A 22,976-nucleotide genomic window follows, 5' to 3' on the forward strand; every position below is an offset into this window, starting at 1 on the left:
CCTCACCCCGCCTGCGGCTCGACCAGCCACGCGACGAGCGTGCGCCAGCGGTCGGGCTGGTCGGTGTCGCGCGGCCCGACCAGGTACACCTCCTCCACCAGCCCCTGCGACACCAGCCCGCGCCGGGCCGCGAACGAGCCGACCGCGCCGTAGGTGAGGTCCAGGTCGTCGTGCGGGCCGGGGTGGACCGCGACGACGGCCGTGCGCTCGGGCAGGCGCAGCGCGCGCACGGCGCTCGTCCCGGTGGCCCGCGGCGGTTCCACCTCGGTGGGCAGGTAGACGGTGGCGCGCCCGCCGCCGCCGGTGAACAGCTCGTGCGCGTACCGGCCGCCGGGCGGCAGCACCGGCAGGTCGCCCGCCGCCACGTCGAGCTCGCGCATGGCGTCGTCGTACCAGCCCGTCCCGGCGCCGGGCGGCACGTCCAGCGAGACGGCCAGCACCCGCGCGCCCGGCAGGGTCTCCAGCGCGACGTCCCGCAGGGCGCCGGGGTCGAGCAGCTCGCGCAGCGCCTGGACCGCGCGCTGCGTGCGGCCGAGCCGGTCCTCCAGCCTGCGCAGGTGCGCGGCGACGATCTCGCCCTGCCCCGAGCCCTGCCCCGACCCTTCCTGCACCGACCCGTCCTGTCCCGATTCCGCCGCCAGGAAGCGGCGGACGTCGGCCAGGGGCAGGTCCAGCTCCCGCAACCGCCGGATCGTCAGCGCCGGGCGGACCTGCTCGGGCAGGTAGTGCCGGTACCCGCTCGCCGGGTCCACGTCGGCGGGCACGAGCAGCCCCTGCTCGTGGTACCGCCGCAACGTGCGGACGCTCAGGTGCGTGATGCGGGAGAACTCCCCGATCGTCAACCGCGCCACCACATCCCCCTCCCGGTGCTCAGACGGTCGGAATGGTGCCACCGTCGACCACGAACTCCGCGCCCACCACCGATCCCGCGCGGTCCGAGGCGAGGAAGCCGATCACCTCGGCCACCTCCTCCGGTTCGGCGGGCCTGCCGAGCGGCACGCCGCCGAGCACCTGCGCCAGCTCGGCGATCGCCGCCTCGCGGGTGAGCCCGCCCTCGCGCTCCCGGCGGGCCAGCAGCGCCTCGGACCCGTCCGTGCGGATCCACCCCGGCGCGACCGAGTTCACCCTGACCCCGCTCGGCGCGACCTCGTTCGCCAGGCCCTTGCTGTACGTGGCGAGCGCGGCCTTGGCCGAGGCGTAGGCCAGCGTCGACCCGTGCAGCGGCAACCGGCGCTGGATCGACGTGACGTGCACGACCGACCCCGACCCGCGCGCCACCATGCCGGGCAGCAGCGCCCGGTCCAGCCGCACCGCCGCCAGCAGGTTCAGCGCCAGCTCCTCGTCCCACAACCCGTCGTCGATCACCGCGTACCCGCCCGACGGCGTCCGCGACCCGCCCACGACGTGCACCAGGACGTCCGGCACGCCGATCGCGGCCACCGCCCCGGCCGCCGCCGCGACGCCCTCCGGCGTGCCGAGGTCGGCGCGCACCGCGAGCGGCCCGTCGCCTGCGGGCGCGCGGGCGATGGTCACCACGCGCGCCCCCTCGTCGGCGAGCCGCCGCGCCACGGCCGCCCCCGTCCCCCTGCTGCCACCGGCCACGACGGCCAACCGCCCCACCAGGTCACCCCTGCCCGTTTCGCTCATGCCGGGAACGGTGGAGCCTCCCCCAGGGGGAGGGTCAAGCCGCTCAGCCGGTCACGGCGGTGCGCGACCACTGCTGGTTCGCGCCGCCGTTGCACGGGTACTGCTTGAGCACCGCACCGTCCGAAGTGGACGACGACGGAACGTCCACGCACTTGCCGCTGTGCCTGGCCTTCAGCTGGAAGTAGCTCCCCGACGCGACCATCTGGAACTCCTGGTTGGTCCCGGTCCCGCAGGTGTACTGCACCAGCTCCGCCCCGTCCGCCGTCGACGCGCTCACCACGTCCAGGCACCGCCCGCTGTGCCTGCTGATGATCCGCCAGTGGCCCCCGCCCGCGTCCTGGAACTGCCACTGCTGCCAGGGGTTCCCGCCGTACGCGTACTGCCCGACCCGCGCCCCGTTGTCGGTGTTCGGCTGCTGCACGTCCATGGACTTGCCGCTGTGCCGCGCGTCGACCCGGTAGTAGCTGGTCGGCGGAGCGGACCCGTCGCCCCACGCGTACCGCAGCCGGTCCGCGCCGGAAGCGTTGCGGACGCTCAGGTTCAGGTCGGTCCCGCTGCCGCTGAGCGCGTACAGCGAGTACGAGTCGTACCCGAGGTTCCCGGTCGGCTTGCCGCCCAGCGCGGGCCAGTACGTGCCGCCCATCCCGTTGTCCCGCATCACCTGCGCCATCGCGCGGATGTGGCGCACGAAGTTGTCCGTGCTGCCCGCGTTGCCGTAGTCCAGCCCGGTGGACATCGGCGCGCCGAACTCGGTGGCGACCGCGCGCGAGGCGCAGTTCCCCAGGCGGGTCTGGATGTGCCCCCGGAAGGCGTCGTAGGTCATCGCCTCGTAGAAGAACGCGTAGTGGTGGAAGGACAGCAGCGTGGAGCCGAACCTGCTGTCGTCGCACACGTCCCGCAGGTCCTGGCTGTACCCGGTGCCGCCGATCAGCACCCGGCCGGGCGGGGCGGCGGAGTGGGTGGCGAGCCAGCCCGCCGCGACGTCGCGCCACTGCGCCGAGGTGTAGCCGTGCGGCTCGTTCATCGGCTCGAAGTACACGCCGCCGTTCGACGAGTACGCGCCGACCACGGTGGCCCACATGCTGTTCCACGCCGAGGTGTTCGTGATCCGCCCGCCGGAGGCCGCGCCGTCCTCCCAGTAGGCGAGGATCACCTTGAACCCGCGCGCGGTGGCCGCGTCGACGGCGCCCCGGTAGGCGTTCCACCAGGTCGTGTCGGCCACGGTGTGGGTGTTCACCGGGAGCCGCACGGTGTTGACGCCCAGCGTGCCCGCCAGGTCGTCGTACAGGGCGTTCGCCTTGGCGCGCACGGTCGCGTTGCTGTCGGACCGGCTGAGCCCCTGCGGGACGAGCGCGGTGGTGCTGAAGTTGTCGCCCAGCACGGCCCAGTTCACGCCCCGGAACTGGTTGGTCGCGGCGCGGGCCTCGGGCGCTGGCGCGGCCAGGCAGGCCAGCGCGGTGAGCGCGGCCACCACCAGCGCGAGCGGTCTGGGTGCTGCCGTGGGGGACCCGGAAACCTGATCGGCACGTCGATCCACGCTTCGCCTCCTCGCGAGCAGGACTCGTGGCGCCACCGGGCGCGGTCCGGGAGCTGCGCCGGGAGCGTTCCCGGCCGACCGTAGCGCAGGGTTTTCGAGGCTGACAAGGACCGGTGCGGGCGCCCGCTCAGCCCCGCCCCGGCAGCAGCGCCTCCAGAATCCGTCCGAGGTCCGCGTCCCCCGGCGGCGCGCCGTGGGCCTGCTCCCACATCACCACCCCGTGGAACACCAAGTGCGCGATCACCCCCGCGTCCCCCACCGGCTCGCCCCGCTCACCCGCGCTCGCCAGCGCCCGGTGGAACGCCCCCAGCGTGCGCGCGTTCGCCGCCCGCACCAGCTCGTCCAGCTCCGGCGCCCCGGTCGCCGCCGCCGCGATCAGCGCCCGCCCCTCGGGGCGGGCCGCGTTGTCCCGGATCGCGGTCATCAGCGCCAGCAGGTCGCCGCGCAGCGACCCGGTGCCCGGATCGGCGTCGTAGCGCGCCAGCAGCGGTTCCACCACGTCCGCCAGCAGCGCGGCCTTCGTCGGCCACCGCCGGTAGAGGGTCGTGCGGTTCACGCCCGCCGCCCTGGCCACGCCGTCCATGGTGACGCCGGTGAAACCAGCCCTGGCCAGCTCGGCCAGGGTCGCGGCGCGCACCGCCTCCACCACCTGGCGGCTGCGCGGCCCGTGCTGCACACCCCTGGTGCGCCTGCTCGGCTCGGTCACCGGCAGAGCCTAGCCGCCCGGCAAATGGCACCACAGTGTTGCCTTTTGCTGACCGCAGCGGTTACCGTCCCCGGACCCACCGAGAGGAACCCCCCCCATGACCACCGCCGACGTGTCCGCCCGACCGCTGGCCGACCTGATCTCCCTCGCCGGGCGCCGCGCCGTCGTCACCGGCGGCGGGCGCGGGCTCGGCAAGGCCATCGCCCTGCGCCTGGCCGAGGCGGGCGCCGACCTGGTGATCGGCGACGTCGACGCCGACCTCGCCACCACCGCCGCCGAGGACGTCGCCCGCCTGCACGGGGTGCGCGCCCTCGGCTGCGCCATGGACGTCACCGACAGCGCCTCGGTCGCCGCCGCCGCCGACCGCGCGGTCGACGAGCTGGGCGGCCTGGAGGTCTGGGTCAACAACGCGGGCGTCTTCCCCGCCGAACCCGTGCTGGACATGAGCGACGAGACCTGGGACCGGGTCTTCGCGGTGAACGCGCGCGGCTCCTTCGTCGGCGCCCGCGAGGCCGCCCGGCGGATGACGGCGGGCGGCGCGATCGTGAACATCGTGTCCACGGCGGGCTTCCGCGGCAGCGCGCCGGGCCTGGCCGCCTACGTCGGCTCCAAGCACGCCGTCCGCGGCCTGACCCGCGAACTGGCCCTGGAACTGGCCCCGCTGGGCATCCGCGTGCTCGGCGTCGCCCCCAGCCACGTCCCCACCGAGGGCAACCTCGCAGCCGCCGCCGCACCCCACCCCGCCGACCAGCCCCCGACCCCGCTCATGCTCAACGGCCCGATCGGCCGCCCCGGCGTGCCGGACGACATCGCCCGCGTGGCCCTGTTCTGCGCCTCGGACCTGGCCGCCTTCATGACCGGCAGCACCCTGCTCGAGGACGGCGGCAGCACCGCCTGACCCAAGCCCGCAGGCGCAGCCGGTCCGCGCCTGGGGAAGTCCGCTGTGGACGGTTGGGGCGCCCTCGCGGGCGCGCCCAACCCGCCAGCACACCCCACCCCGCGCCCGCCGTCAACACCACCTCCCCGACCTCCGCACCACCCCCACTTCGGCCCCACCTCGCGCCACCGCCCGGCGCCGTCCGCGCTGCTAGCTTCCGAAGTCGCCGCAGAACTCCACGATCCCCTTGTCCACCAAGGGAAATCGCCGAGAAGGTCGCGCGTCCGAGGAGGCTCCCATGCCCGACACCCCCACCCCGGAACCCCCGCCGGACCGCTTTCCCCCGTGGGCGCGCACCACCACCGGTGGCCTCGTCGTCGTCGCCACCTACTTCGTCCTCATCGCCACCAAACCGACCTCCCCGCACGGCGTCGGCGGCTCCTTCGCGCTCCTCGCGCTGCTCGGCTACCTCACCGGCGCCGCCCTGATCATCAGCGGCGCCATGGCCCGGCTGTCCACCTCGGCCATCACGCTCTTCCCCGTCGCCATCGCCATCAACATCGTCGTCGGCCAGCTCGTCCGCATCATCGGCCTGCCCCTCTACCTGGACTCCATCGGCACCGTCCTCGTCGGGGTCCTCGCGGGCCCCGCCGCAGGTGCGGCGACCGGCGCGCTGGCCGCGGTGACCGTCGGCATGACCATCAACCCCGGCCAGCTCCCGTACGCCGTCACCGCCGCCGCGATCGGCTTCCTCACCGGCCTCTTCGCCAGGCTCGGCTTCTTCCGCCGCCCCACCACGACCGTCCTCGCGGGCGTCTTGGTCGGCGTGTTCGCAGGCGTCGTCTCCGCGCCGATCACCGCGTTCGTGTTCGGCAACGCGGGCAGCGGCATCGGCCACTCCGTGCTGATCGCGACCCTCCAGGCCTACGGCAACAGCATGCTCGCCGCCGCCAGCATCCAGGGCCTCATCGCCGACCCGCTGGACAAGGCCATCAGCTGCCTGGTCGCCTGGAGCGTGCTGTCCGGCCTGCCCGCGCGCCTGGCGCAGCGCTACCCGTTCGTCCGGCGCCACGCGGTCTTCACCCGGCGCGAGGCGGCGATCCGGTGAACTCGTGGACCCGCCTCAACCCGCTGACCCGCCTCGCCGCCGCGCTGACCACCGTCGTGGTCGCCTTCTGCCTGCCGCTCCCGTGGTGGCCGCCGCTCCTGCTGCTCGTCCTGCTCCCGGTCGCGGCACTGGCCGGGGTGATCGGGCGCTTCCTGCGGCTGCTGGTGGTGCTCGTCGGCCCGCTCGCCGTGCTGGTCTTCCTCCTGCAGGGCATGTTCTACCCGGACGGCGTCACCGTCCTGCTGAGCTGGGGGCCCGTCTCGGTCACCGAGGAGGGGCTCGAGTTCGCGACGCTCACCGCGGGCCGGGTGCTCGTGCTGGTCGGGGCGACCCTGCTGCTGGCGCTCACCACCCACCCCGGTGCGCTGATGGGCGCGCTGGTGCAGCGCGGCCTGTCGCCCAAGACCAGCTACGTCATCTCCGCGACCCTGCAGATCGTGCCCGCGTTCCGGGCGCGCGCCCAGGGCGTGCTGCGCGCGCAGCAGGCGCGCGGCCTGGACACCGGCACCCTGCGCAAGCGCGCGGGCGCGGTCCTGCCGCTGGCCGGGCCGCTGCTGCTGGGCGCGCTCGCCGACCTGGACGAGCGCGCCGTCGCCATGGAGGCGCGAGCGTTCGGCTCGAACCGCAGGCCCACCGCGCTCATCGTCGTGCCGGACTCGCGGGCCCAGCGGCTCGCGCGCCTCGCGCTCGGCGCGGTCGCTGTGACCGCGCTCGTCGTCAACGTCCTGGGGGTGCTGCGGTGATCGAGCTTGAGAACGTCACGTTCACCTATCCGACCGCGCACGTGCCCGCGCTGACCGGGCTGTCCCTGTCGGTGCCCGATGGCCAGGTGTGCGGGGTCGTCGGCGCGAACGGCTCGGGCAAGTCCACCCTGGCCTGCCTGGTCGCCGGAGTGGCGCCCGCCATCACCGGCGGTGAGCTGACCGGTGCGGTCCGCGTCGCGCGTCGCGCCTCCGCAGGCGCCGCCGAGGTCGGCCTGGTGACGCAGAACCCGTTCAGCCAGCTGTCCGGCGCGAAGTTCACCGTCCTGGAGGAACTGGCCTTCGGCCTGGAGAACCTGGGCGTCCCGCGCCCGGAGATGGTCGACCGCGTCGACCGCGTCGTGGACCTGCTCCGCCTGGGGGCGCTCACCGACCGCCCGCCGTTCGAGCTGTCCGGCGGGCAACGGCAGATGGTCGTCATCGGCTCGGTCCTGGTGATGCGGCCTGAGGTCCTGGTGCTGGACGAGCCGACCTCCCAGCTCGACCCGGACGGCGTCGCCCTGGTCTTCGACGCGCTGCGCGCGCTGGGGCAGGAGGGCGTCACCACCCTGCTCGTCGAGCACAGGGTCGAGCAGCTGGCCGAGCTGGCCGACCGGGTCGTCGTGCTGGGCGGCGGCGCGATCGCCCTGGACGGCCCGCCCACCGAGGTCCTGGCCCACCCCGGCCTGGCCGCGCTCGGCGTCACCGGCACCCGCTACACCGACGCCGCCCTGCTCGCCGCCGAGCGGTCGCTGTGGCCAGTGGCGACCCCGCCCCCCGTCCTGCTGCCCGACGCCGCGCTGGGCTTCGCGCGCGCGCTCACCCCGACCGCACGGGAGCTGCCGTGACCATCCTGATCGAGGACGTCGTCTTCCGCTACGGCGCCGGGACCACCGCGCTGGACCGCGTCTCGCTGTCGATCGCCCCCGGAGAGAAGGTCGCGCTCGTCGGCCCCAACGGCGCGGGCAAGTCCACCCTCGCCAGGCACCTCAACGGGATGCTCCGCCCGACCTCGGGCCGGGTCCTCGTCAACGGCCTCGACACCTCCGAGCACCCGATCTCCAGGATGGCCGCCGAGGTCGGCTTCGTCTTCCAGAACCCGGACGACCAGCTGCACGCCCGCACCATCGGCGTGGAGGTCCACTTCGGACCGAAGAACCTCGGCTTCCCGCCGGAGCGCGCCCAGGTCCTGGTCGAGCGGGCGCTGGCCGCCACCGGACTGGAAGGCCAGGCTGACGTCCACCCGCACCACCTCTCGCCCGCCCGCCGCAAGCTCGTCGCGATCGCCTCGGTGCTGGCCATGGACACCCCGGTCGTGGTGCTCGACGAACCCACCGCAGGCCAGGACCGCACCGCGCTGGACGCGCTCGGAGACCTGGTCGACGCACTGGCCGCCGGGGGGCGGACCGTCCTCGCGATCACCCACGACCTGGACTTCTGCGTCGAGCGCTTCGACCGGGTGCTGCTGCTGGAGAGCGGGAGGATCACCATGGACGGCCCGCCGCTGATGGTGTTCGCCAGGCAGGGCGGCAGGGCCCCGCAGCTGCTCAGGCTGAGCCGGGAGCTGGGCTGGTCGACCGGCGCCGCGACGGCGGCGGAGTTCGTCGACCTGCTGGGCGAGCGCGCCGGGAGCTGACGGGCGTGCCGCCGGGCCGGGCTCGACCCGCCCGGCGTCACCCCTGCGCGACCGCGCCCTCGTCCCGCGCGCGCTGCGCCGACGCGGGCACCACCCGCTCCAGCCGCAGCATCGCCAGCAGCGCCAGCGCGTTCACCACCGCCAGCGCCAGCCACGGCAACCAGTGCCGCACCTCGAACAGCGAGGTGAAGAACGCGGGCCCCACGATCCCGGCCACCGTGAACGAGTACTGGAACGACGCCAGGTAGCGCCCCCGCGCGGACGGCGGGGCCAGCGCGGTGGCCAGCGCCATCGACACCGGCGCGTGGATGAGCTCCGCCGCAGTGAACAGCGCCGTCGCCACCAGCAGCACCGGGAGCACCCACACCAGGCTGCCCGGCCCGAGCGCCGCGAACAGCAGGCACCACACCGCCCACAGCCCGGCGGCGGCCACGATCACCCTGGTGCGCCGGAACGGGGCCAGCCGCTTCACCACGGGGGCCGCCAGCAGCGACAGCGCCACCGTGTTGCCCACCAGCACCACCGGGGCCAGCCACGCGGGCGCGCGCAGCGCGTCCACCACGAAGATCGGCAGACCGAGCGCCAGCATCATGCTGGTGGTCGCGAACACCGCGTTGATCCCGGTGAACGACAGGAACGGCCGGTCGCGCAGCATCGCCCGGTACCCGCCGTCACCAGCGTCGGAGGCCCCGTGCGCTCGCCTCGGCGCGCGCACGAACGCGCCGATCGCCAGTCCCGCGAGCAGGAAGCACGCCGCCGAGCCGATCGCGACGCCCCGGTAGACGACGTCCTGGTCGGAGGTGACCACGGCCGCCGTCACCAGCCCGCCGATGCCCAGCCCCGCCGTGCGGGCCATGTTGGCCCAGGCGAACCACTGGTCCTTGCTCATCGTCGAGTCGCTGCCGTCGGCGAAGTCCGCGATCGCGGTGAACACGCTCGACCAGAAGAACCGCACGCCCAGCGCCACCAGCCCGGAGCTGAGGAAGATCCCGACCGGGCCGTCCACCCACGTGTAGGCCAGGTACCCCAGGCCCTGCGCGAACTGCGCGCCCACCACCAGCGGCAGGGGCCCGACCCGGTCGGCCAGCCAGCCGACCAGCACCGGGATCGGCAGGGTCAGCGCGTTCGCCAGGCTCACCAGCACCCCGATCAGGGTGAGCGGCACCTCGGTGAGCCTGGCGAAGAACAGCAGGGCCAGCGGCATGAACATGCCGTTGCCCACCGAGTCGACCACCAGCGCCGGGATCAGCACGCCGCCGCCCCTGCTCCGCGTCAACGGCATGGGTCCCCAGTCCTCGACTTCCGCGGGTTCGTCACGTTGCGCCACGCGACATGACCGGTGCGTAGCGGTTGGTGACCCTACCGGAGATCGCCGGGAGCGTCGAAGGCATTGCCCGATCCCGAGGGCGCCCGCCGTCCCAGCCCCAGCAGGTCCACCGGGTGCACGCCGCCGCCGACCGTCACCAACCCGTCGCGCACCCCGTCCGCGGCCAGCGCGGTCGCCCGCGCCACCGCCTCGCGCACCCCGAACCCGTGCGCGAGCAGACCGGTGACCAGTGCCGAGTGCGCGCACCCCGCGCCGTGCTCCGCGCCGGTGCGGTGGCCGGGGCGCGGAACACCGCGCGACAGCCCCGAGTCCGCGTACCACTCGCCGCCCTCCGCGCCGCCGCACGTCACCACCGCCGCCCGCGCGCCCAGCGCCACCAACCGCTCCGCCAGCTCGCGCGGCGGCGCGCCGGGCAACCCGGTGAGCAGCTCCGCCTCCGCCCGGTTCGGCGTCACCACCGCGGCCAGCGGGAGGAGCAGGGCGCGCACCACCCCGACCACGTCCGCACCGGCCAGGCTCGCACCCGCCGCCGTCACCATCACCGGGTCCACCACCACCGGGGCGTCCACAGTGGACAGCCGGGTCGCGACCGCCTCGACGTGCTCCGCGCTCCACGTCATGCCGACCTTCACCGCGTCCGCGCCGATGTCCGGCAGCACCGCGTCCAGCTGCGCCAGCACGAAGTCCACCGGCACGGTGAACCGCCCGGTCACCCCGGTGGTGCTCTGCGCCGTCACGCCCACCAGCACCGTCGACGCGTAGCACCCGACGGACGCCATCGCCTTGACGTCGCCCTGGATGCCCGCGCCGCCGCCGGAGTCGGACGACCCGATCGTCAGCCCCACCCTGGTGCGCGCCACGATCAGCCGTTCATCGCCCGGTCGAGCCGCTCGCGCAGCTGCCCGGTCGGCACGCTCCCGGTCAGCTCGCCGTGCAGCAGCCTGACCATCCGCTCGTACCAGTAGGCGGGCAGCGGCTTCCCGCGCCCGAGCCGGGCAAGCGCCAGCTCGTAGGTGTGCTTGACGTGCTCGCGCGAGACCTCGGCCCTGCTGCCCTCCGGCAGCGGCCAGCGGGAGAACTGCGCCACGTGCGACTCGTAGAACATGCGAAGCACCCGCGCGGTCTCCGCGGGCGGGTCGGGCGCGCTGTCGTAGCGGGGCAGCCGGTGGTAGACGCCGCTGGCGCGCTCCAGGTGCAGGAACCGGTAGGAGTGCCGGTTGAGCAGCGCCAGCCAGAAGTCCCAGTCCTCCACCACGGTCAGCGACTCGTCGAAGCGCGCCCCGCGCGGCCCCGGAGCCCGCATCGTCACGCCCACCGGCGGGATGAAGTTGGTGACGTGCAGGAACTCCGCGTCGAACGGCACGTCGAACGCGGGCCAGCCGCCCGACTCGTGCGTCATGCCGACCGGCGCGCGCGTGGTGGACACCATCGTCGTGGTGTAGACGAAGTCCGCCCTGTCCTCGTCCAGCGCGGCCATCGTCGCGGCGAAGTGGCCGGGCAGCACCACGTCGTCGTCGTCCAGGAAACCCAGGTACTCCCCGCTCGCCGCCTCGATCGCCGTGTTGCGCGCCGTCGACGGCCCCGCGCCGCTCGGGTAGCCGATCAGCTCGATCGCCAGCCGGTCGCGGAAGGGCGCGACGACCTCGTCGACGAGCGCGCCGCCGTCGTTGACCACGATCACCTCCAGCGCGTCGCCCAGCTCCTGCGTGACCAGGCTGGACAGCGACTCGGCCAGGGATCTCGGGCGGTCCCGCGTCGGGATGACGACGCTCAGTCTCGGTGGCACCGGGGTCTCCTCTTCGTGGTGGGGGAGGGGAGTCGTGTCGGGGAAGGCGGTGGGGCGCCTCAGAACGTCGCGGGGACCCGATCGCGCCAGCAGTTCTCGACGAGACCGGCGTACAGCGGGTCGAGCAGGGCCAGCAGGTCCGCGTCCACGGTCTGCTCGTGCACGCGGCGGGCGTGCAGGCACAGCAGCGCCAGCACCTGCTCCCAGTAGCGCGGCAGCCCGACCCGCTCCACGTCGGCCCGGCCCATGGCGACCCCGCCCGCGCGCACCCGCTGCTCCAGCCGCGCGACCTCGCGGATCGCGGGCCAGTTGTCGCCGGGAGGCATCGCGGGGAACGGGTCGGTGTGCACCGCCGCGACCCGGTCCGCGAGCACCCGGTCGGCGAAGGCGCTGTCCGACTCGTACAGGTGGTACGAACCGGCGACGTGGGTGTAGGTGCCCAGCTCCAGGCCCAACTGGTGCGCCAGCACCTCCTGCAGCAGCGTGAACGAGAACACGTCGCTCGCCGTGCCCCGGTAGGCGTCGTTGGCGCGCATGAACGCCACCGCGTGCAGCCTGCCCTCGCGCACGACGAACTGGAGGCCGATCGTGCAGGCCACGTCCGGGTTGTCGGCGATCAGCAGCTCCTCCGGGGCGAAGATCTGGATCACCGCCCGCTTCGAGTCCGGGTCGGCGCGCAGCGTGCTCACGACGCTGTCCCACTGGTTGAAGCCCGCGCCGCCGAAGTTGAAGATCCTCGGCCCGTACGCCGTGCCGCGCAGCGTGCGCCCGTCCGCCGAGTACCGGGTGATCGACGGCGCGTAGAAGCTCATGAACTCCAGCGAGTCGCTGCCGGACAGGTACCACAGCGCCTCGGCGAAGTTGAACACCAGGTTCGTGCGCCTGCCCGGCACCCGCACGACGCGCTCGCGCGGGTCGGCCAGCCGGTAGGACACTCCCAGGATCTCCCTGCTGCGGAACCCGCGCGGGGCGTTGCGGAACTCCGGCTCGTCCCTGATCCTGCGCAGCAGGGCCAGGTACGCCTCCTGGAAGGCGCCGTAGGAGTGCGCCGTCGTCGCCGTGCCGGTCATCCGTCCTCCCGCAGCCGTCATCGCCCCGCCACCCACTCGCCCAACCGGTCCCGGTAGAACTGGACCAGGTCCGGCTGCCAGCGCGCGAAGTACTCCAGCTGCGCCAGCGCGTACAGCCCCGTGCCCAACCGCCGCCGCACCGCGTCGGACGCCTCGGCGGGGAACCGCTCCCGGTAGGCCTCCAGGAACGGCTCCTCGCTGCCCGGCCACCACTCGAACAGCAGCTCGGTCAGCTTGCCGAAGTCCGCGAACCGGTCCCGGAAGCCCGCGTGCTCGAAGTCCAGCAGCGCGGTCGGCCGTCCACCGTCCACCAGCACGTTGTCCAGGTACAGGTCGCCGTGCGCCAGTGACGGCTCACCCGCGGACCCCAGCTCGTCGAGCACCCGCCCGAACGCCGCCTCCACCGGGGCGCGCCCCGCGGGCAGCATCTCCCCCGGCAGCCTGGACAGCGCGCCCCGCACCTGGCCGTCGGCGACCTCGGCCCACGACCGCGCGTCCCCGGCCGAGGTCACCGGGCCGAACCCGGCGCGCCGCACGCCGTGCAGCGCGCCGACCCACCCGCCGAGCACGCCCGCCACTCGCGCCAGGTCCGAGCGCTCCCCGCGCAGCGCCGCGGTCGCGCTCTCGCCCGGTCGGTACTCCTGCACCACCACGGGGAGCCCGAGACCGGTGCTGGACGAGAACGCCCGGAACCGCACCACGGGGATGCCCGCGTCCGCCGCCAGGTCCGTGGCGACCAGCGTCGCCCCGACGTACTCCGGATCGGTGGTGCGGCCGGGCACCCGCACCAGCAGCTCGCCCTCGTCGGTCCCGGCCAGCCACAGCCGGTTGCTGTAGCTGTGCGGCCCCGCCCGCACCGACGACACCACCGCCGTCGGGCACAGCTCGGCCAGCACGGCCTCGACCTCCTCGGCCGTCACCGCGTCGGCCAGCCTCGTGCTCCCCGCGCTCACGGCGCGCAGACCGCCGCGAGGGCGTCCTCGAACGCCGCCAGTTCGTAGCGCCCGCCGACCGTCTCGACGACGGCGGTGCGCGTGATGTGCCGCAGGCCGTAGACCATCAGCGCGTACTCCTCGCCCTTCTCCAGCAGCAGCACGATCGGCTTGCCCAGCGCCGACGCCCAGCCGAGCTCGATGTGCGTGCCCAGCGACGCGGGTGGTCCGGGCACCGCGACGAGCACGTCGGAGGCGGCGATCTCGTCGTGGTCGAGCTTGGTGAAGTCGTCCGGCTCCAGGAACGCCTCGCCCCACCGCTCGCGCCGGTGCGCGTTGTGCACGTGGCAGCCGCTGCCCTCGAAGTAGCCGATCAGCTCCTCGAAGCGCTCCCGGTCCCGCGCCCGCATCGCCCCGGTCTCCGGGTCGACGAGCTTGAAGAACGGGCCCGCCACGAAGACCGTGCGCAGGCCGAGCCGCCGGGCCGCGGTGTCGGCGGCGGCGTCGTTGCCGATCGTGCTCATGTCTCTCCCGGTGTGGTGAAGGTGTGTCGCATCTGCCTGCCGAACAGCAACTCGTAGGCGCCGGGGCCGACTCCGGTGAACGGCGTCAGCGGCATCCTGCCCGCCTCGTCCTCGCGCACGGTGACCGAGTCGGCGTGGAACCAGGGCGCCGCCTCCTGCGCTGGCCCCAGGTGGACCACCCGTGCCAGACCCGCGCACACCAGGTGGCGCAGGCACTGGCGGCACGGCTGGGCGGTCACGAACATCGTCAGCCCCGCGACGGGGACACCGGAGCGCGCCGCGCACACCAGCGCCGCCATCTCGGCGTGCACCACGCGCCCCAGCGACTCGAAGCTCTGCGCGGGCGCGCCGCCGTGGCCGACGCCGTAGGAGCCCTGGCTGCTGTCGAACGCCTCGAGCAGCCCGCCCACCAACCGCTCCGGCGGCGCGGGCAGCGTGGTCCCCATGCCCGCCAGCAGCTCCAGCAGCCGCTCCACGGTCACCGTGCGCGCACGCGAGGCGGCGTCCACGCCGAAGACGACGTCGCGGGCGTCGTCCTCGTCGCCGTCCCAGTACTGCCCGCCCCACCGGGGGACCTCGACCGCGCCGAGCGCCACGACGTCCCCGCTGCCGTCCACCAGCGCCGCCCCGACGCCGCCGCGCAGCGCCGCCGAGCGCAGCGCCGCGCCGTAGGCGGCGTGCATCGCGAACTCGGCTCGGCTCGGGGTGATCCGCCTGGTCAACCCGACCAGGTCGCGCAGTCGGTCCAGCCCCGCCCCGGCCGCGTCGGTCACGAACAGCGGCTCGTGCGCCGACGCCCCGGAGAACTCCGCCGAGTCCACCGACACCACCCGGACTCGCGGCCCGTCCACGTCGCTGCCGACCGCACCACCGCCGGGCGCCGTGCCGCCCAGGCCCAGCCTCGCCCTGATCCGCTCGTCCTCGCTCACCAGCGCCACCGTCACGACCGCACCCCGCTCCTGGACACCGCGGCCACCTCGTCCAGTCCGCCCACGACCAGGTCGGCGTGCGAGAAGTCGTTGTGCGCGGTGATCCGGTTCGGCACCGCGACGCACCGCAGTCCCGCCGCCTTGGCCGCGCTCACCCCGCGCGCCGAGTCCTCGAACGCGACCGCCCGCTCCGGGGCCACCCCGAGCTTGGCCAGCGCCAGCAGGTACCCGTCCGGCGCCGGCTTGGCCGGGTGCTCCCCACCCGGCACGATCAGGTCGAACACGTCGGGGTCCAGGCCCAGCGCGGACATCTGCCGCTGGATCCACTTCATCGGCGAGTTGCTGACCAGGCACAGCGTGATCCCGTCCGCCCAGCAGCGCTCCAGGAACCGCCGCACGCCGGGCAGCACCGTCAGCATCCCGTCCCGGCTCACCCGCCGCGCCTGCTCCAACCCCTCGCGGTCCAGCGGGGCGCCCGCGAAGCCCTCCAGCTCCTCCCAGGGCGACAGCGGGTCGTCCCCGCCCGCGCGCAGCGCCCACGACGTCGCGTCCAGCGCCCGCCCGTAGCGCGCGTACAGCTCGTTCCACGACCGCCAGCCCGCGTACTCGGTGTCGATCAGCAGCCCGTCGAAGTCCAGCAGCGCCGCGTCGCACTCCAACCGCACCGACCGCACCCGCGCGGACGGCAGCACCTCGGTCTCCAGCACCCGGCGCGCCGTCTCGGTGTTGCGCCGCTGCTCGAACTCGTTCTCGTGGTACCAGCGCGACACGAACAGGTTGCGCCACAACGAGTACAGCGGCGCCAGAAGCGCGACCCGCGCGCGCAGCGCGGCGTCGGCGCGGTAGCCGTCCAGGACCTCGGCGCGGTGCTCGGGCTCGAAGTGCGTCAGCACCACCAGGTCCAGCACCGGGTCGCCCCAGCCGACGTCGCCGAAGTCCACCAGCACCACCTGCCCGCCGTCCACCAGCAGGTGCCTGGCCTGCAGGTCCCCGTGCACCAGGGCGCGCGGCGCGGGACCGGCCTCGGCGAGCAGCCGCAGCGCGTACCGGCGCACCGCGTCGGACTCGGCCTCGGTCAGCAGCCCGCGCCGCGCCGCCTCGGCGCACTCCACGGCGACGCGGTGGTCGACGTGCTGCTCCCACTCGCCGACGCCGTCGCAGAACATCGCCAGACCCGGCGGGACGGGCGTGTCGTGCAGCGCGCGCGCCGCGGCGCCCGCCGCCCGCCACGGCCCGCCGCCGTCCGCCATCGACCGCCGCGTCGGCACCTCCTCCAGCACCAGGAACCAGAACCCGTCCCGGCCGTGCCACAGCACGCGCGGCACCGGGGCGCCCGCGTCGGCCGCCGCCAGCAGCCCCGCGCTCTCCCTGCGGTGCCTGACCTCATCGGTGTCGATCTTGACCACCGCCCGCCGCCCGTCGGGCAGCTCCGCCCTGCACACGGCGCGCCGGTCCCAGTCCACCTCGGGCGGGTCGAGGCGCACCGGACCGCCGAACCGCGCCGAGAGGCACCGCTCGGCGCCCTCGGCGAACCAGAGCGGGCCGCTCACAGCACGATCTCCTGCGGTTGGAAGTCCGGGTGCGCCACGCGCGGCCACGCCGGACCCGGCTCCAGCGCGTCGTCGAACACCGCCACCTGGTGCTGGGCGCTGCGCACGAACAGCGCGATCAGGTGGTCCCGCCTGCCGGGGTCGCGCTCGACCTCCTGCTCCATCAGGCCGATGTGCGCCTCCAGCATGTTGTACATCTGCTTGTCGGCGTAGATCCGCGCCCACCGCCGGTAGGCCTCCGGGCCCTGGATGTCCACCGACTCGAACCGGCGTCCCACAACCCTGGTGAAGAACGTGCACGGCAGCAGCGCCGCCGCGGTGTCACCGGCCGTGCCCTCCAGCGCCGCCCGCAGCAGGTGGTTCGCGTACGCCTCCCGGCGAGGCGACAGCGCCCAGCGGTCGAACCTCGGGTCCGGCACGCCCAGCGACTCGATGATCTCCTTCTTCGCGGCCAGCTCCTTGGCCACGAACACGTCCTTGAGCAGCTGCGTCGCCGCGCGCGACCAGTCCGATCCGACCGGGGCCTTGGCCAGCGCGAGCGCGATCGTCTGGTGCAGGTACGGGATGAACGGCGCGTCCTCCAGCTGGAAGCGCACGAACCGCTCGACCGGCAGCGTCCCCTTCTCCAGCGCCTCGAACCAGGGGTGGTTCTCGTAGCGGGTCCACGCGGGCCCCGTCGCCTCGATGCAGTCCTCGACGAGCGAGCCCATGCCGCTACCCCCGCTCCGCAACCGAGGCCAGCAGCTGCTCGGGCGTCACGTCGAGCCCCCGCACCCGCACCAGCGCTTCCACGAACTCCTTCTCCAGCCCCTCGAAGTTCGCGCGGTTGCGGCGCAGGAAGCCCACGATCTCCTCCACGTCGCGCACCGGCTGGTTGGTCAGGTTCCGCAGCTCCGAGCGCTGGCTGAGCTGGAACAGCGACACGTCGGGGGACTGGGAGGTGTTGAACCGGATGGGCATGGAGATGTTGCCGTCGTCCAGCGTGACCACCTGGTGCATCCAGAACGGTGGCACGTACAGCACCTCGCCCGGCCCCAGCACGCCCTGGTACACCTGCTCCAGCTCGCCCAGCACCGGCGCGTCCTCCGGCACGATGTCGGCGCGCGACAGGTCGTAGCGGGCCTCGGCGGGCCAGTCCCGCTGGAGCGTGGGCGCGTCGAACGGGTGCACCATCAGGTAGCGCTTGTGCCCGGACACCTGGAACAGCAGCCCGTGCCACTGGTCGTTGTGGAACGGCGTCGCGTTGCCGGTCTGCCCCATCCAGATGCCCGTCCACGCCGGGTTGTACTCGAAGCCGGTGTCCGGGATCTCGAAGTCCGCGGACAGGTCCTCGTAGACCGACGAGCCCGGCTCCACTCGCAGGTAGTAGGAGCGGTCGGGGTCCTCGCGCTCAACGCCGAAGATGTGCTTGACGACCGAGCCGAAGCTCGTGGTGACCTTCTGGTTGATCTGCTGGAGAACGGTGCCCTGCAACGACTTGTCCGTGACGAACGCGGACACCTCCTCGTCGCCGCACCGCTGCACCAGGTGCTCGGCGGTCCACTTGCCGACCGCCTCCCACTTGTCGGCGACGCCCTCGATCACCAGCGGCAGCCCGCCGTAGCCCGCGAGGTCGCCGGGGCCCGCCTCGCTCGCCCTCGTGGGCAGCCCGGTGATCCGCGGCGCGGGCCTGGTCAGGTTCCTGGTCATGGACTCGCTCCCCTTCATCGGATGAACAGGTCGTGCAGGACGTGCAGGCCCAGCAGGTGGTTGTGGACCTTGTCGCGCTCGTTCGCGCTCGCGTTGTCCGCAGGCGCCTCGGCCAGAAACCGCAGCACGCGATCCGGGTCGCAGACGCCGACCTCGGCGATCCGCGCGCGGGTCAGGTACTTCCCGGTCAGGCGCGCGAGCCTGCGCGCCCGCTCGGCCGAGCGGTGCGCGGGAGGCGCCATGAACGCGAACTTCCTGCGCTCGTAGAGGAAGTCGGGCATCGCGTGCCGCAGCGCCTCGCGCAGCACCCACTTCTCGGTGCCCTCGCGGATCCGCAGGTCCGGTGGCACCCGCACCGCGGTCTCGGCGACGTGGTGGTCCAGCAGCACCGGTCGGGTCTCCACCGCGTTGGCCATGTCGACCCGGTCGCCGCCCCAGCTCAGGATCTGCCCGTCCAGCATGGTCTTGACCCAGCTGTACTGCGCCCGGTCCAACCGTCCCCGGTGCTCCATCGCTCCCCGGTCGAGCCGCTCCGCCACCGCTTCCAGGGGGTCGTAGTCACCGAGCCCGGCGAGCAGGCCGTCGGCCAGCAGCGGCCTGACCAGCCCCCAGGTCGACACCCACGGCTGCACCCACCCCGGCGTGAACCCCACCGCCCGCTCGAACCCGGCGTGCTGCTGCGCCCGCGCGGGCAGGATCGCGCCGACGAACAGCTCGTCCGCCCCGGTCGGCCCGCCCGAGGTGTGGTCGAGCGCGAATGCCGGGTAGCCCGCGAACAGCTCGTCGGCGCCCTCGCCGGACAGCACGGCCCGGAAGCCCCGCCGCGACACCGCGCCGCTCAGGTGCATCTTCGCCACGCCGAGCGTGTTGTAGAAGGTGCGCTCGCTGTGCCACACGGCCCGCGCGTAGTGCTCGTCGTACAGCTCCTCGTCACCGACCCGGCACGTGGTCAGCTCGGCGCCCGCGTGCTCCGCGACCTTCGCCGCGATGCCCGATTCGTCGTAGGCGGGGTCGGTGAAGGCGATGGTGAACGCCTCCGGCGGGCGCTGCGCCAGCGCCGCGCTCATCCCGAGCAGCGCCCCGCTGTCCATGCCGCCGGACAGGTACAGCCCGACCGGCACGTCGGCCTCCACGCGCGCCGCCAGCGCGTCGGTCACCACCGAGCGCACCGCGTCCACGTGGTCCTGCGGGTCGCCGCCGTCCCACTCGCCCTCGTGCGGGAACTCCAGGTCCCAGTACTTGTGGGTGCGCGCACGCAGCACGTCGCCCTCCCGGTCCACGACCAGCAGGTGACCGGGCAGCAGCGCCTCGACGCCCTCGAACGCCGTCGTGCCGGGCACCATGACCTGCACCAGCTGGTTGACCGAGGCCCGCGGCGACAGCCTGCGCGGCACCGACGGGTGCTCCAGCAGCGCCTTCGCCTCCGACGCCCACGCCAGCAACCCGTCGCGGAGGTGGAAGAACAGCGGTCGCACGCCGAACCGGTCCCTGACCAGCACGAGCCGGTCCCGCTCCGCGTCGAACAGCGCGACCGCGAACTCGCCGCGCAGGAGCCGCGCGAAGTCCAGCCCGTGCCGCCGGTACAGCGGCAGCACGAGTTCGCTGTCGGACTTGGTGGCGAACCGCTCACCCCTGGCGGTCAGCTCCGCCCGCACCCGCCGGAATCCGTAGAACTCGCCTGCCACGGTCGCCGTCACCGAACCGTCCGCGCTGGTCAGCGGCTGCGCGCCACCGTCGCCGAGGTCGTTGATGGCGAGCCTGGTGTGCCCCATGGCCAGCCCCGACTCGGGGCGCACCAGCGCACCGGGCCCGTCCGGCCCCCGGTGGGCCAGCACGCCCAGCATCCGCTCCAGCGCGCGCCGCGCGTTCGGCGCGAGCCGCTCGCAGGTCAGGAAACCCGTGATGCCGCACACCGCGTCAGCCCCCGTTCCCGGTGAGCGCGCCCAGTCGCCCGGTGACGGCGAGCAGCAGCGCCTGGCGCACGAACACCGCGCCCGCCGCCTGGTCGAAGTACAGGTTGTGCGGCGTGTCGTCGAGGTCGGTGGACAGCTCGTCCTGCCTGGCCAGCGGGTGCAGCACGACCGCGTCGCGCTTGAGCGGGGTCGAGGCGTCCAAGCGGATCTTCGAGCCGAGCACCTGGTACTCCTGGTCCACCAGGGTCAGCGAGTTCTGGTACACCACGTCGAACTCCGGCGCGCGCGCCTCGAAGTCCACGTCGCAGCGCACCTCCACGCCCGCGCGGGCGAGCGCCGAGGTCAGCCTGCCGTCCAGCGGGTCCGGGTCGTCGGAGATCACCGCCAGTTCCCCGACCGCGCCGGGGAACCGGGTGGCGGCCATGAGCAGGAAGCTGCGCATCGAGCGCATCCGGCTCGGCGTGCCGAGCACGCACAGCGAGATCCCGCCGCCCCGCGCGGGCGCCGCCAGTTCCGGCCGCCACTTCAGCAGCGCGTACCAGTCGGCCATGGCCTGCGTCGGGTGCTCGCCGCACCCGTTGCCGCCGTTGACCAGCGGCACCGCCGCGCCCGCCGCGCGGATCCGGTCGACCGAGCCCTCGTCCGTGTGCCGCAGCACCACCACGTCGGCGTAGGAGTCGAGCATCATGCCGGTGTCGGCCAGCGACTCGCCCTTGTGGACGCTAGTGAAGCGCGCGTCCGGGATGCTGATCACCGAGGCGCCCAGCCTGTGGGCCGCCGACTCGAACGACAGCCTGGTGCGCGTGCTGGGCTCGAAGAACGCGGTGAGCACGACCTTGCCCGCCAGCGCGGAGGGAGCCACGAGAGTCCCGGACTGCAGACCCGCGGCCACGGAGAACAGCCCCAGCAGCTCGTCGCGGCCGACGTCGGACACCGAGACCACCGACCTGCCCGCGAGACCGCCCAGCGCCGGTGGCACGCCCGTTGCCAGCGGGCGCGGATCGGTCACCCGGCGGCCGAGGGCGGGTGTGGTCACGCTCTTCGGCGACCGGTTCACCAGCATAGCCCCTCCAGCGCGACGAAACGTGAAAATTGACCAGCACAAAAGAGTGGGAATTCGGGAAAGTCTCCGTGCAATACCCGGAGCCGTCGGCGAGAATCGAAAATAGCACACGGGTCATACCGGTCAGTCGGCTGATCGGGTGACGTGGGATTGCGGTGGGGCGATTACCCGGTGGTGCGCGAGGTTATGTCCAAAGTGGTCTTCGCCGGGTGTGCAACCGTCGATTTTCGGTGATTGAACAGTGTTGTTGCTGCTCGGAGCCGTTCGAGTTGCGCGGATCGTGCCACTGCCGCTATGCGTGCGCCAGTCCGCCGGCCGTTCGTCGGTTCGCCTTGCCGATGTTCGCCGCGCGCTCTTGTTGAGGCGATCTTGACCATCTGCGTATGCTGGGTTCCGGGAAAACTTGAAAACTGGGGAGCGAAATCGCGCGCCGTCCTCAGCCTGCAAATGCGGGCCGGACTGCGCGCTTGTTCGCGCGTACTGCCGAGCATTCACGTCGGCGTCAAGGGGATGACATGCCCATCGACATCGGGGTCGATTCGCACGGATTAGCCGATGCCCGTGAGCGGTGAAGCGCTGGAGTCGGCACTCGTGCCCGTCGACCGCATCGAAGTAGCGGACTCGCCGCGCGTGGGCGGCGAGAACCCCGAGCACACCAGACTGCTCGCCGAGGTCGGTGCGCCGCTGCCGCCGATCCTCGTGCACCGGAGCACCATGCGCGTCATCGACGGCGTGCACCGCCTGCGCGCCGCCACCCTGCGCGGTCAGGTGATGATCGCCGTGCAGTACTTCGACGGCGACGAGGAAAGCGCATACCTGCTCGCCGTGCGCTCGAACCTGCGCCACGGACTCCCGCTGTCCCTGAACGACCGCAGGGCCGCCGCGCAGCGCGTTCTCGCCCGACGCCCCGAGTGGTCCGACCGCGTGATCGCGAGCCTGGTCGGCCTGTCCCCGGACACGGTCGCGGCCGTCCGGTGCCGAGCCCTCGACCAGGACGCGGAGCCCGGCGCGCGGGTGGGCAGGGACGGCCGCGTCCGACCGGTGGATCCCAGCCAGGGCCGCAGGCGCGCCGAGGCGGTGCTGGCCGAGCGTCCCGACGCCTCGCTGCGCGAGATCGCCAGGGAAGCCGGGATCGCCGTCGCCACGGCTCGCGACGTGCGTGAACGCGTGCGCAGAGGCCTGGACGCCGTGCCGGGATCGTGCGGCCGGGCCGACCGGGAGGGACGGCCCGCGCCGAGGGGTGCGATCCCGGTGCAGACCAGGCGCACGACGCTCACGGACCTCACCTCCACGTTGGGCTCCCTGAAGAAGGACCCCTCGCTCAGGTTCACCGAGGACGGCCGAAAGCTCCTGCGCTGGCTCGACTTCCACCTGCTGAGCCTCGACGCCGACAACCTCGTGACCTCCGCCGTCCCGCCGCACTGCGCCCCGCTGGTCGCGGAGCTGTCCCGCCAGTACGCGCGCCTGTGGCAGGACTTCGCCAAGGCCGTCGAGCACCGCGCCCACCAAGCGGTGTCGCACACCGACCACGAGGAGAAGCCATGACCACGACCAAGCGGATCACCGCGCTGACCGCCGCGCTGCTCGCGCTGGCCGCCGCTCCCACTGCGGGCGCGGCGGAGGTGCGGGCGGAGGCGACCTGCGAGTTCTCCAGCACGCTCTGCCTGTGGGACCGGACCGGCTTCACCGGGGCCCGCTTCACCGTCTCCCCGTTCCCTCCCGGCACCGCCACCTGCGTCGACCTGGTCGAGCACGGCTGGGGCGAGCGGGCCCGCTCGGCGGTCAACACCTCCACCAAGACCATGGCGCTGTTCCTCACCGACGACTGCACCGGCCACCCGTACCCGGTCGACGCGGGCTCCAGCCAGTCCGAGCTGAACATCGCGGCCAACAGCGCCTGGGTGCAGTGAGCCCCGTCCCGGTCCGGGGGGACGCGCCCGCC

The 22,976-nt window shown here is 73.7% G+C and carries 23 protein-coding genes; 7 read left to right on the forward strand and 16 right to left on the reverse strand.

What is annotated here, in order from left to right:
- Positions 1-2: 2 nt before the first annotated feature.
- The 4 genes from LV78_RS28850 to LV78_RS28865 all read right to left on the reverse strand — a co-directional run bounded on the left by LV78_RS28850 (position 3) and on the right by LV78_RS28865 (position 3,890).
- Positions 3-851: a MerR family transcriptional regulator gene (locus tag LV78_RS28850; protein WP_253848826.1), complete on the reverse strand. Its 849-nt coding sequence runs from the start codon at positions 849-851 to the stop codon at positions 3-5.
- A gap of 19 nt (positions 852-870) precedes the next feature.
- Positions 871-1,647: an SDR family oxidoreductase gene (locus LV78_RS28855; RefSeq protein ID WP_253848827.1), complete on the reverse strand. Its 777-nt coding sequence runs from the start codon at positions 1,645-1,647 to the stop codon at positions 871-873.
- A 43-nt stretch (positions 1,648-1,690) separates the two neighbouring features.
- On the reverse strand, positions 1,691-3,184 hold the full coding sequence (locus LV78_RS28860) for an RICIN domain-containing protein (protein WP_253848828.1): 1,494 nt from the start codon (positions 3,182-3,184) through the stop codon (positions 1,691-1,693).
- Positions 3,185-3,311: 127 nt separating this feature from the next.
- Positions 3,312-3,890 (reverse strand): TetR/AcrR family transcriptional regulator, encoded by a 579-nt coding sequence (locus tag LV78_RS28865; RefSeq protein ID WP_253848829.1) that lies wholly within the window; start codon positions 3,888-3,890, stop codon positions 3,312-3,314.
- Positions 3,891-3,987: 97 nt separating this feature from the next.
- On the opposite strand from LV78_RS28865, the gene LV78_RS28870 reads away from it, so the two are divergent.
- The 5 genes from LV78_RS28870 (at position 3,988) to LV78_RS28890 (ending at position 8,251) form a co-directional block, all read left to right on the forward strand.
- Positions 3,988-4,788, forward strand: a complete 801-nt coding sequence (locus LV78_RS28870) for an SDR family NAD(P)-dependent oxidoreductase (protein WP_253848830.1) — start codon at positions 3,988-3,990, stop codon at positions 4,786-4,788.
- 277 nt (positions 4,789-5,065) lie between these two features.
- Positions 5,066-5,875 (forward strand): hypothetical protein, encoded by an 810-nt coding sequence (locus tag LV78_RS28875; protein WP_253848831.1) that lies wholly within the window; start codon positions 5,066-5,068, stop codon positions 5,873-5,875.
- Positions 5,872-6,618: an energy-coupling factor transporter transmembrane component T family protein gene (locus LV78_RS28880; RefSeq protein WP_253848832.1), complete on the forward strand. Its 747-nt coding sequence runs from the start codon at positions 5,872-5,874 to the stop codon at positions 6,616-6,618. The genes LV78_RS28875 and LV78_RS28880 overlap by 4 nt, the downstream gene beginning before the upstream one ends.
- Complete coding sequence (locus tag LV78_RS28885; protein WP_253848833.1) at positions 6,615-7,463, forward strand: energy-coupling factor ABC transporter ATP-binding protein; 849 nt, start codon at positions 6,615-6,617, stop codon at positions 7,461-7,463. Before LV78_RS28880 ends, LV78_RS28885 begins: the two co-directional genes overlap by 4 nt.
- Positions 7,460-8,251, forward strand: coding sequence for an energy-coupling factor ABC transporter ATP-binding protein (locus tag LV78_RS28890; RefSeq protein ID WP_253848834.1), 792 nt, complete (start codon positions 7,460-7,462; stop codon positions 8,249-8,251). Before LV78_RS28885 ends, LV78_RS28890 begins: the two co-directional genes overlap by 4 nt.
- A gap of 37 nt (positions 8,252-8,288) precedes the next feature.
- On the opposite strand, the gene LV78_RS28895 is transcribed toward LV78_RS28890, so the two are convergent.
- The 12 genes from LV78_RS28895 to LV78_RS28950 all read right to left on the reverse strand — a co-directional run bounded on the left by LV78_RS28895 (position 8,289) and on the right by LV78_RS28950 (position 21,034).
- Positions 8,289-9,533: an MFS transporter gene (locus LV78_RS28895; protein WP_253848835.1), complete on the reverse strand. Its 1,245-nt coding sequence runs from the start codon at positions 9,531-9,533 to the stop codon at positions 8,289-8,291.
- 77 nt (positions 9,534-9,610) lie between these two features.
- Positions 9,611-10,438 (reverse strand): bifunctional hydroxymethylpyrimidine kinase/phosphomethylpyrimidine kinase, encoded by an 828-nt coding sequence (gene thiD, locus LV78_RS28900; RefSeq protein ID WP_253848836.1) that lies wholly within the window; start codon positions 10,436-10,438, stop codon positions 9,611-9,613.
- 2 nt (positions 10,439-10,440) lie between these two features.
- Positions 10,441-11,364: a glycosyltransferase family 2 protein gene (locus LV78_RS28905; RefSeq protein WP_253848837.1), complete on the reverse strand. Its 924-nt coding sequence runs from the start codon at positions 11,362-11,364 to the stop codon at positions 10,441-10,443.
- A gap of 59 nt (positions 11,365-11,423) precedes the next feature.
- On the reverse strand, positions 11,424-12,434 hold the full coding sequence (locus LV78_RS28910; protein ID WP_253848838.1) for a thymidylate synthase: 1,011 nt from the start codon (positions 12,432-12,434) through the stop codon (positions 11,424-11,426).
- A gap of 17 nt (positions 12,435-12,451) precedes the next feature.
- Positions 12,452-13,387: a phosphotransferase family protein gene (locus tag LV78_RS28915; protein ID WP_253848839.1), complete on the reverse strand. Its 936-nt coding sequence runs from the start codon at positions 13,385-13,387 to the stop codon at positions 12,452-12,454.
- Entirely contained in the window at positions 13,384-13,890 is a 507-nt protein-coding gene (locus LV78_RS28920; protein WP_253848840.1) for a nucleoside 2-deoxyribosyltransferase, read from the reverse strand. Before LV78_RS28920 ends, LV78_RS28915 begins: the two co-directional genes overlap by 4 nt.
- Positions 13,887-14,834 carry a deaminase gene (locus LV78_RS28925; RefSeq protein WP_253848842.1) on the reverse strand — a complete coding sequence of 316 codons (948 nt, stop codon included), beginning with the start codon at positions 14,832-14,834 and terminating at the stop codon, positions 13,887-13,889. Before LV78_RS28925 ends, LV78_RS28920 begins: the two co-directional genes overlap by 4 nt.
- On the reverse strand, positions 14,831-16,369 hold the full coding sequence (locus LV78_RS28930; RefSeq protein ID WP_253848844.1) for an HAD-IA family hydrolase: 1,539 nt from the start codon (positions 16,367-16,369) through the stop codon (positions 14,831-14,833). The genes LV78_RS28925 and LV78_RS28930 overlap by 4 nt, the downstream gene beginning before the upstream one ends.
- Complete coding sequence (locus LV78_RS28935; RefSeq protein ID WP_253848846.1) at positions 16,366-17,079, reverse strand: TenA family protein; 714 nt, start codon at positions 17,077-17,079, stop codon at positions 16,366-16,368. The genes LV78_RS28930 and LV78_RS28935 overlap by 4 nt, the downstream gene beginning before the upstream one ends.
- Before the next feature lie 4 nt (positions 17,080-17,083).
- Positions 17,084-18,058 (reverse strand): cupin-like domain-containing protein, encoded by a 975-nt coding sequence (locus LV78_RS28940; protein ID WP_253848847.1) that lies wholly within the window; start codon positions 18,056-18,058, stop codon positions 17,084-17,086.
- Between the two features lie 14 nt (positions 18,059-18,072).
- Positions 18,073-19,971 (reverse strand): asparagine synthase (glutamine-hydrolyzing), encoded by a 1,899-nt coding sequence (asnB, locus tag LV78_RS28945; protein ID WP_253848849.1) that lies wholly within the window; start codon positions 19,969-19,971, stop codon positions 18,073-18,075.
- A 4-nt stretch (positions 19,972-19,975) separates the two neighbouring features.
- Positions 19,976-21,034, reverse strand: a complete 1,059-nt coding sequence (locus LV78_RS28950) for an aspartate/ornithine carbamoyltransferase family protein (RefSeq protein WP_253848850.1) — start codon at positions 21,032-21,034, stop codon at positions 19,976-19,978.
- Between the two features lie 561 nt (positions 21,035-21,595).
- Here LV78_RS28950 and LV78_RS28955 point away from each other — a divergent pair.
- Positions 21,596-22,579 carry a ParB/RepB/Spo0J family partition protein gene (locus tag LV78_RS28955; RefSeq protein ID WP_253848852.1) on the forward strand — a complete coding sequence of 328 codons (984 nt, stop codon included), beginning with the start codon at positions 21,596-21,598 and terminating at the stop codon, positions 22,577-22,579.
- Positions 22,576-22,944: a peptidase inhibitor family I36 protein gene (locus LV78_RS28960; protein WP_253848854.1), complete on the forward strand. Its 369-nt coding sequence runs from the start codon at positions 22,576-22,578 to the stop codon at positions 22,942-22,944. The genes LV78_RS28955 and LV78_RS28960 overlap by 4 nt, the downstream gene beginning before the upstream one ends.
- The last annotated feature ends 32 nt before the right edge of the window (positions 22,945-22,976 follow it).

The sequence above is a fragment of the Actinosynnema pretiosum genome (assembly GCF_024171695.1).
In the GTDB taxonomy this organism is placed as follows: domain Bacteria; phylum Actinomycetota; class Actinomycetes; order Mycobacteriales; family Pseudonocardiaceae; genus Actinosynnema; species Actinosynnema pretiosum.

Excerpts from the sequence above, each read along its gene's own strand:
- LV78_RS28920 (WP_253848840.1), bottom strand. The coding sequence starts at position 13,890 with ATGAGCACGATCGGCAACGACGCCGCCGCCGACACCGCGGCCCGGCGG.
- LV78_RS28855 (WP_253848827.1), bottom strand. The coding sequence starts at position 1,647 with ATGAGCGAAACGGGCAGGGGTGACCTGGTGGGGCGGTTGGCCGTCGTG.
- LV78_RS28960 (WP_253848854.1), top strand. The coding sequence starts at position 22,576 with ATGACCACGACCAAGCGGATCACCGCGCTGACCGCCGCGCTGCTCGCG.
- LV78_RS28870 (WP_253848830.1), top strand. The coding sequence starts at position 3,988 with ATGACCACCGCCGACGTGTCCGCCCGACCGCTGGCCGACCTGATCTCC.
- LV78_RS28940 (WP_253848847.1), bottom strand. The coding sequence starts at position 18,058 with ATGACCAGGAACCTGACCAGGCCCGCGCCGCGGATCACCGGGCTGCCC.
- LV78_RS28935 (WP_253848846.1), bottom strand. The coding sequence starts at position 17,079 with ATGGGCTCGCTCGTCGAGGACTGCATCGAGGCGACGGGGCCCGCGTGG.
- LV78_RS28875 (WP_253848831.1), top strand. The coding sequence starts at position 5,066 with ATGCCCGACACCCCCACCCCGGAACCCCCGCCGGACCGCTTTCCCCCG.
- LV78_RS28950 (WP_253848850.1), bottom strand. The coding sequence starts at position 21,034 with ATGCTGGTGAACCGGTCGCCGAAGAGCGTGACCACACCCGCCCTCGGC.
- LV78_RS28910 (WP_253848838.1), bottom strand. The coding sequence starts at position 12,434 with ATGACCGGCACGGCGACGACGGCGCACTCCTACGGCGCCTTCCAGGAG.
- LV78_RS28895 (WP_253848835.1), bottom strand. The coding sequence starts at position 9,533 with ATGCCGTTGACGCGGAGCAGGGGCGGCGGCGTGCTGATCCCGGCGCTG.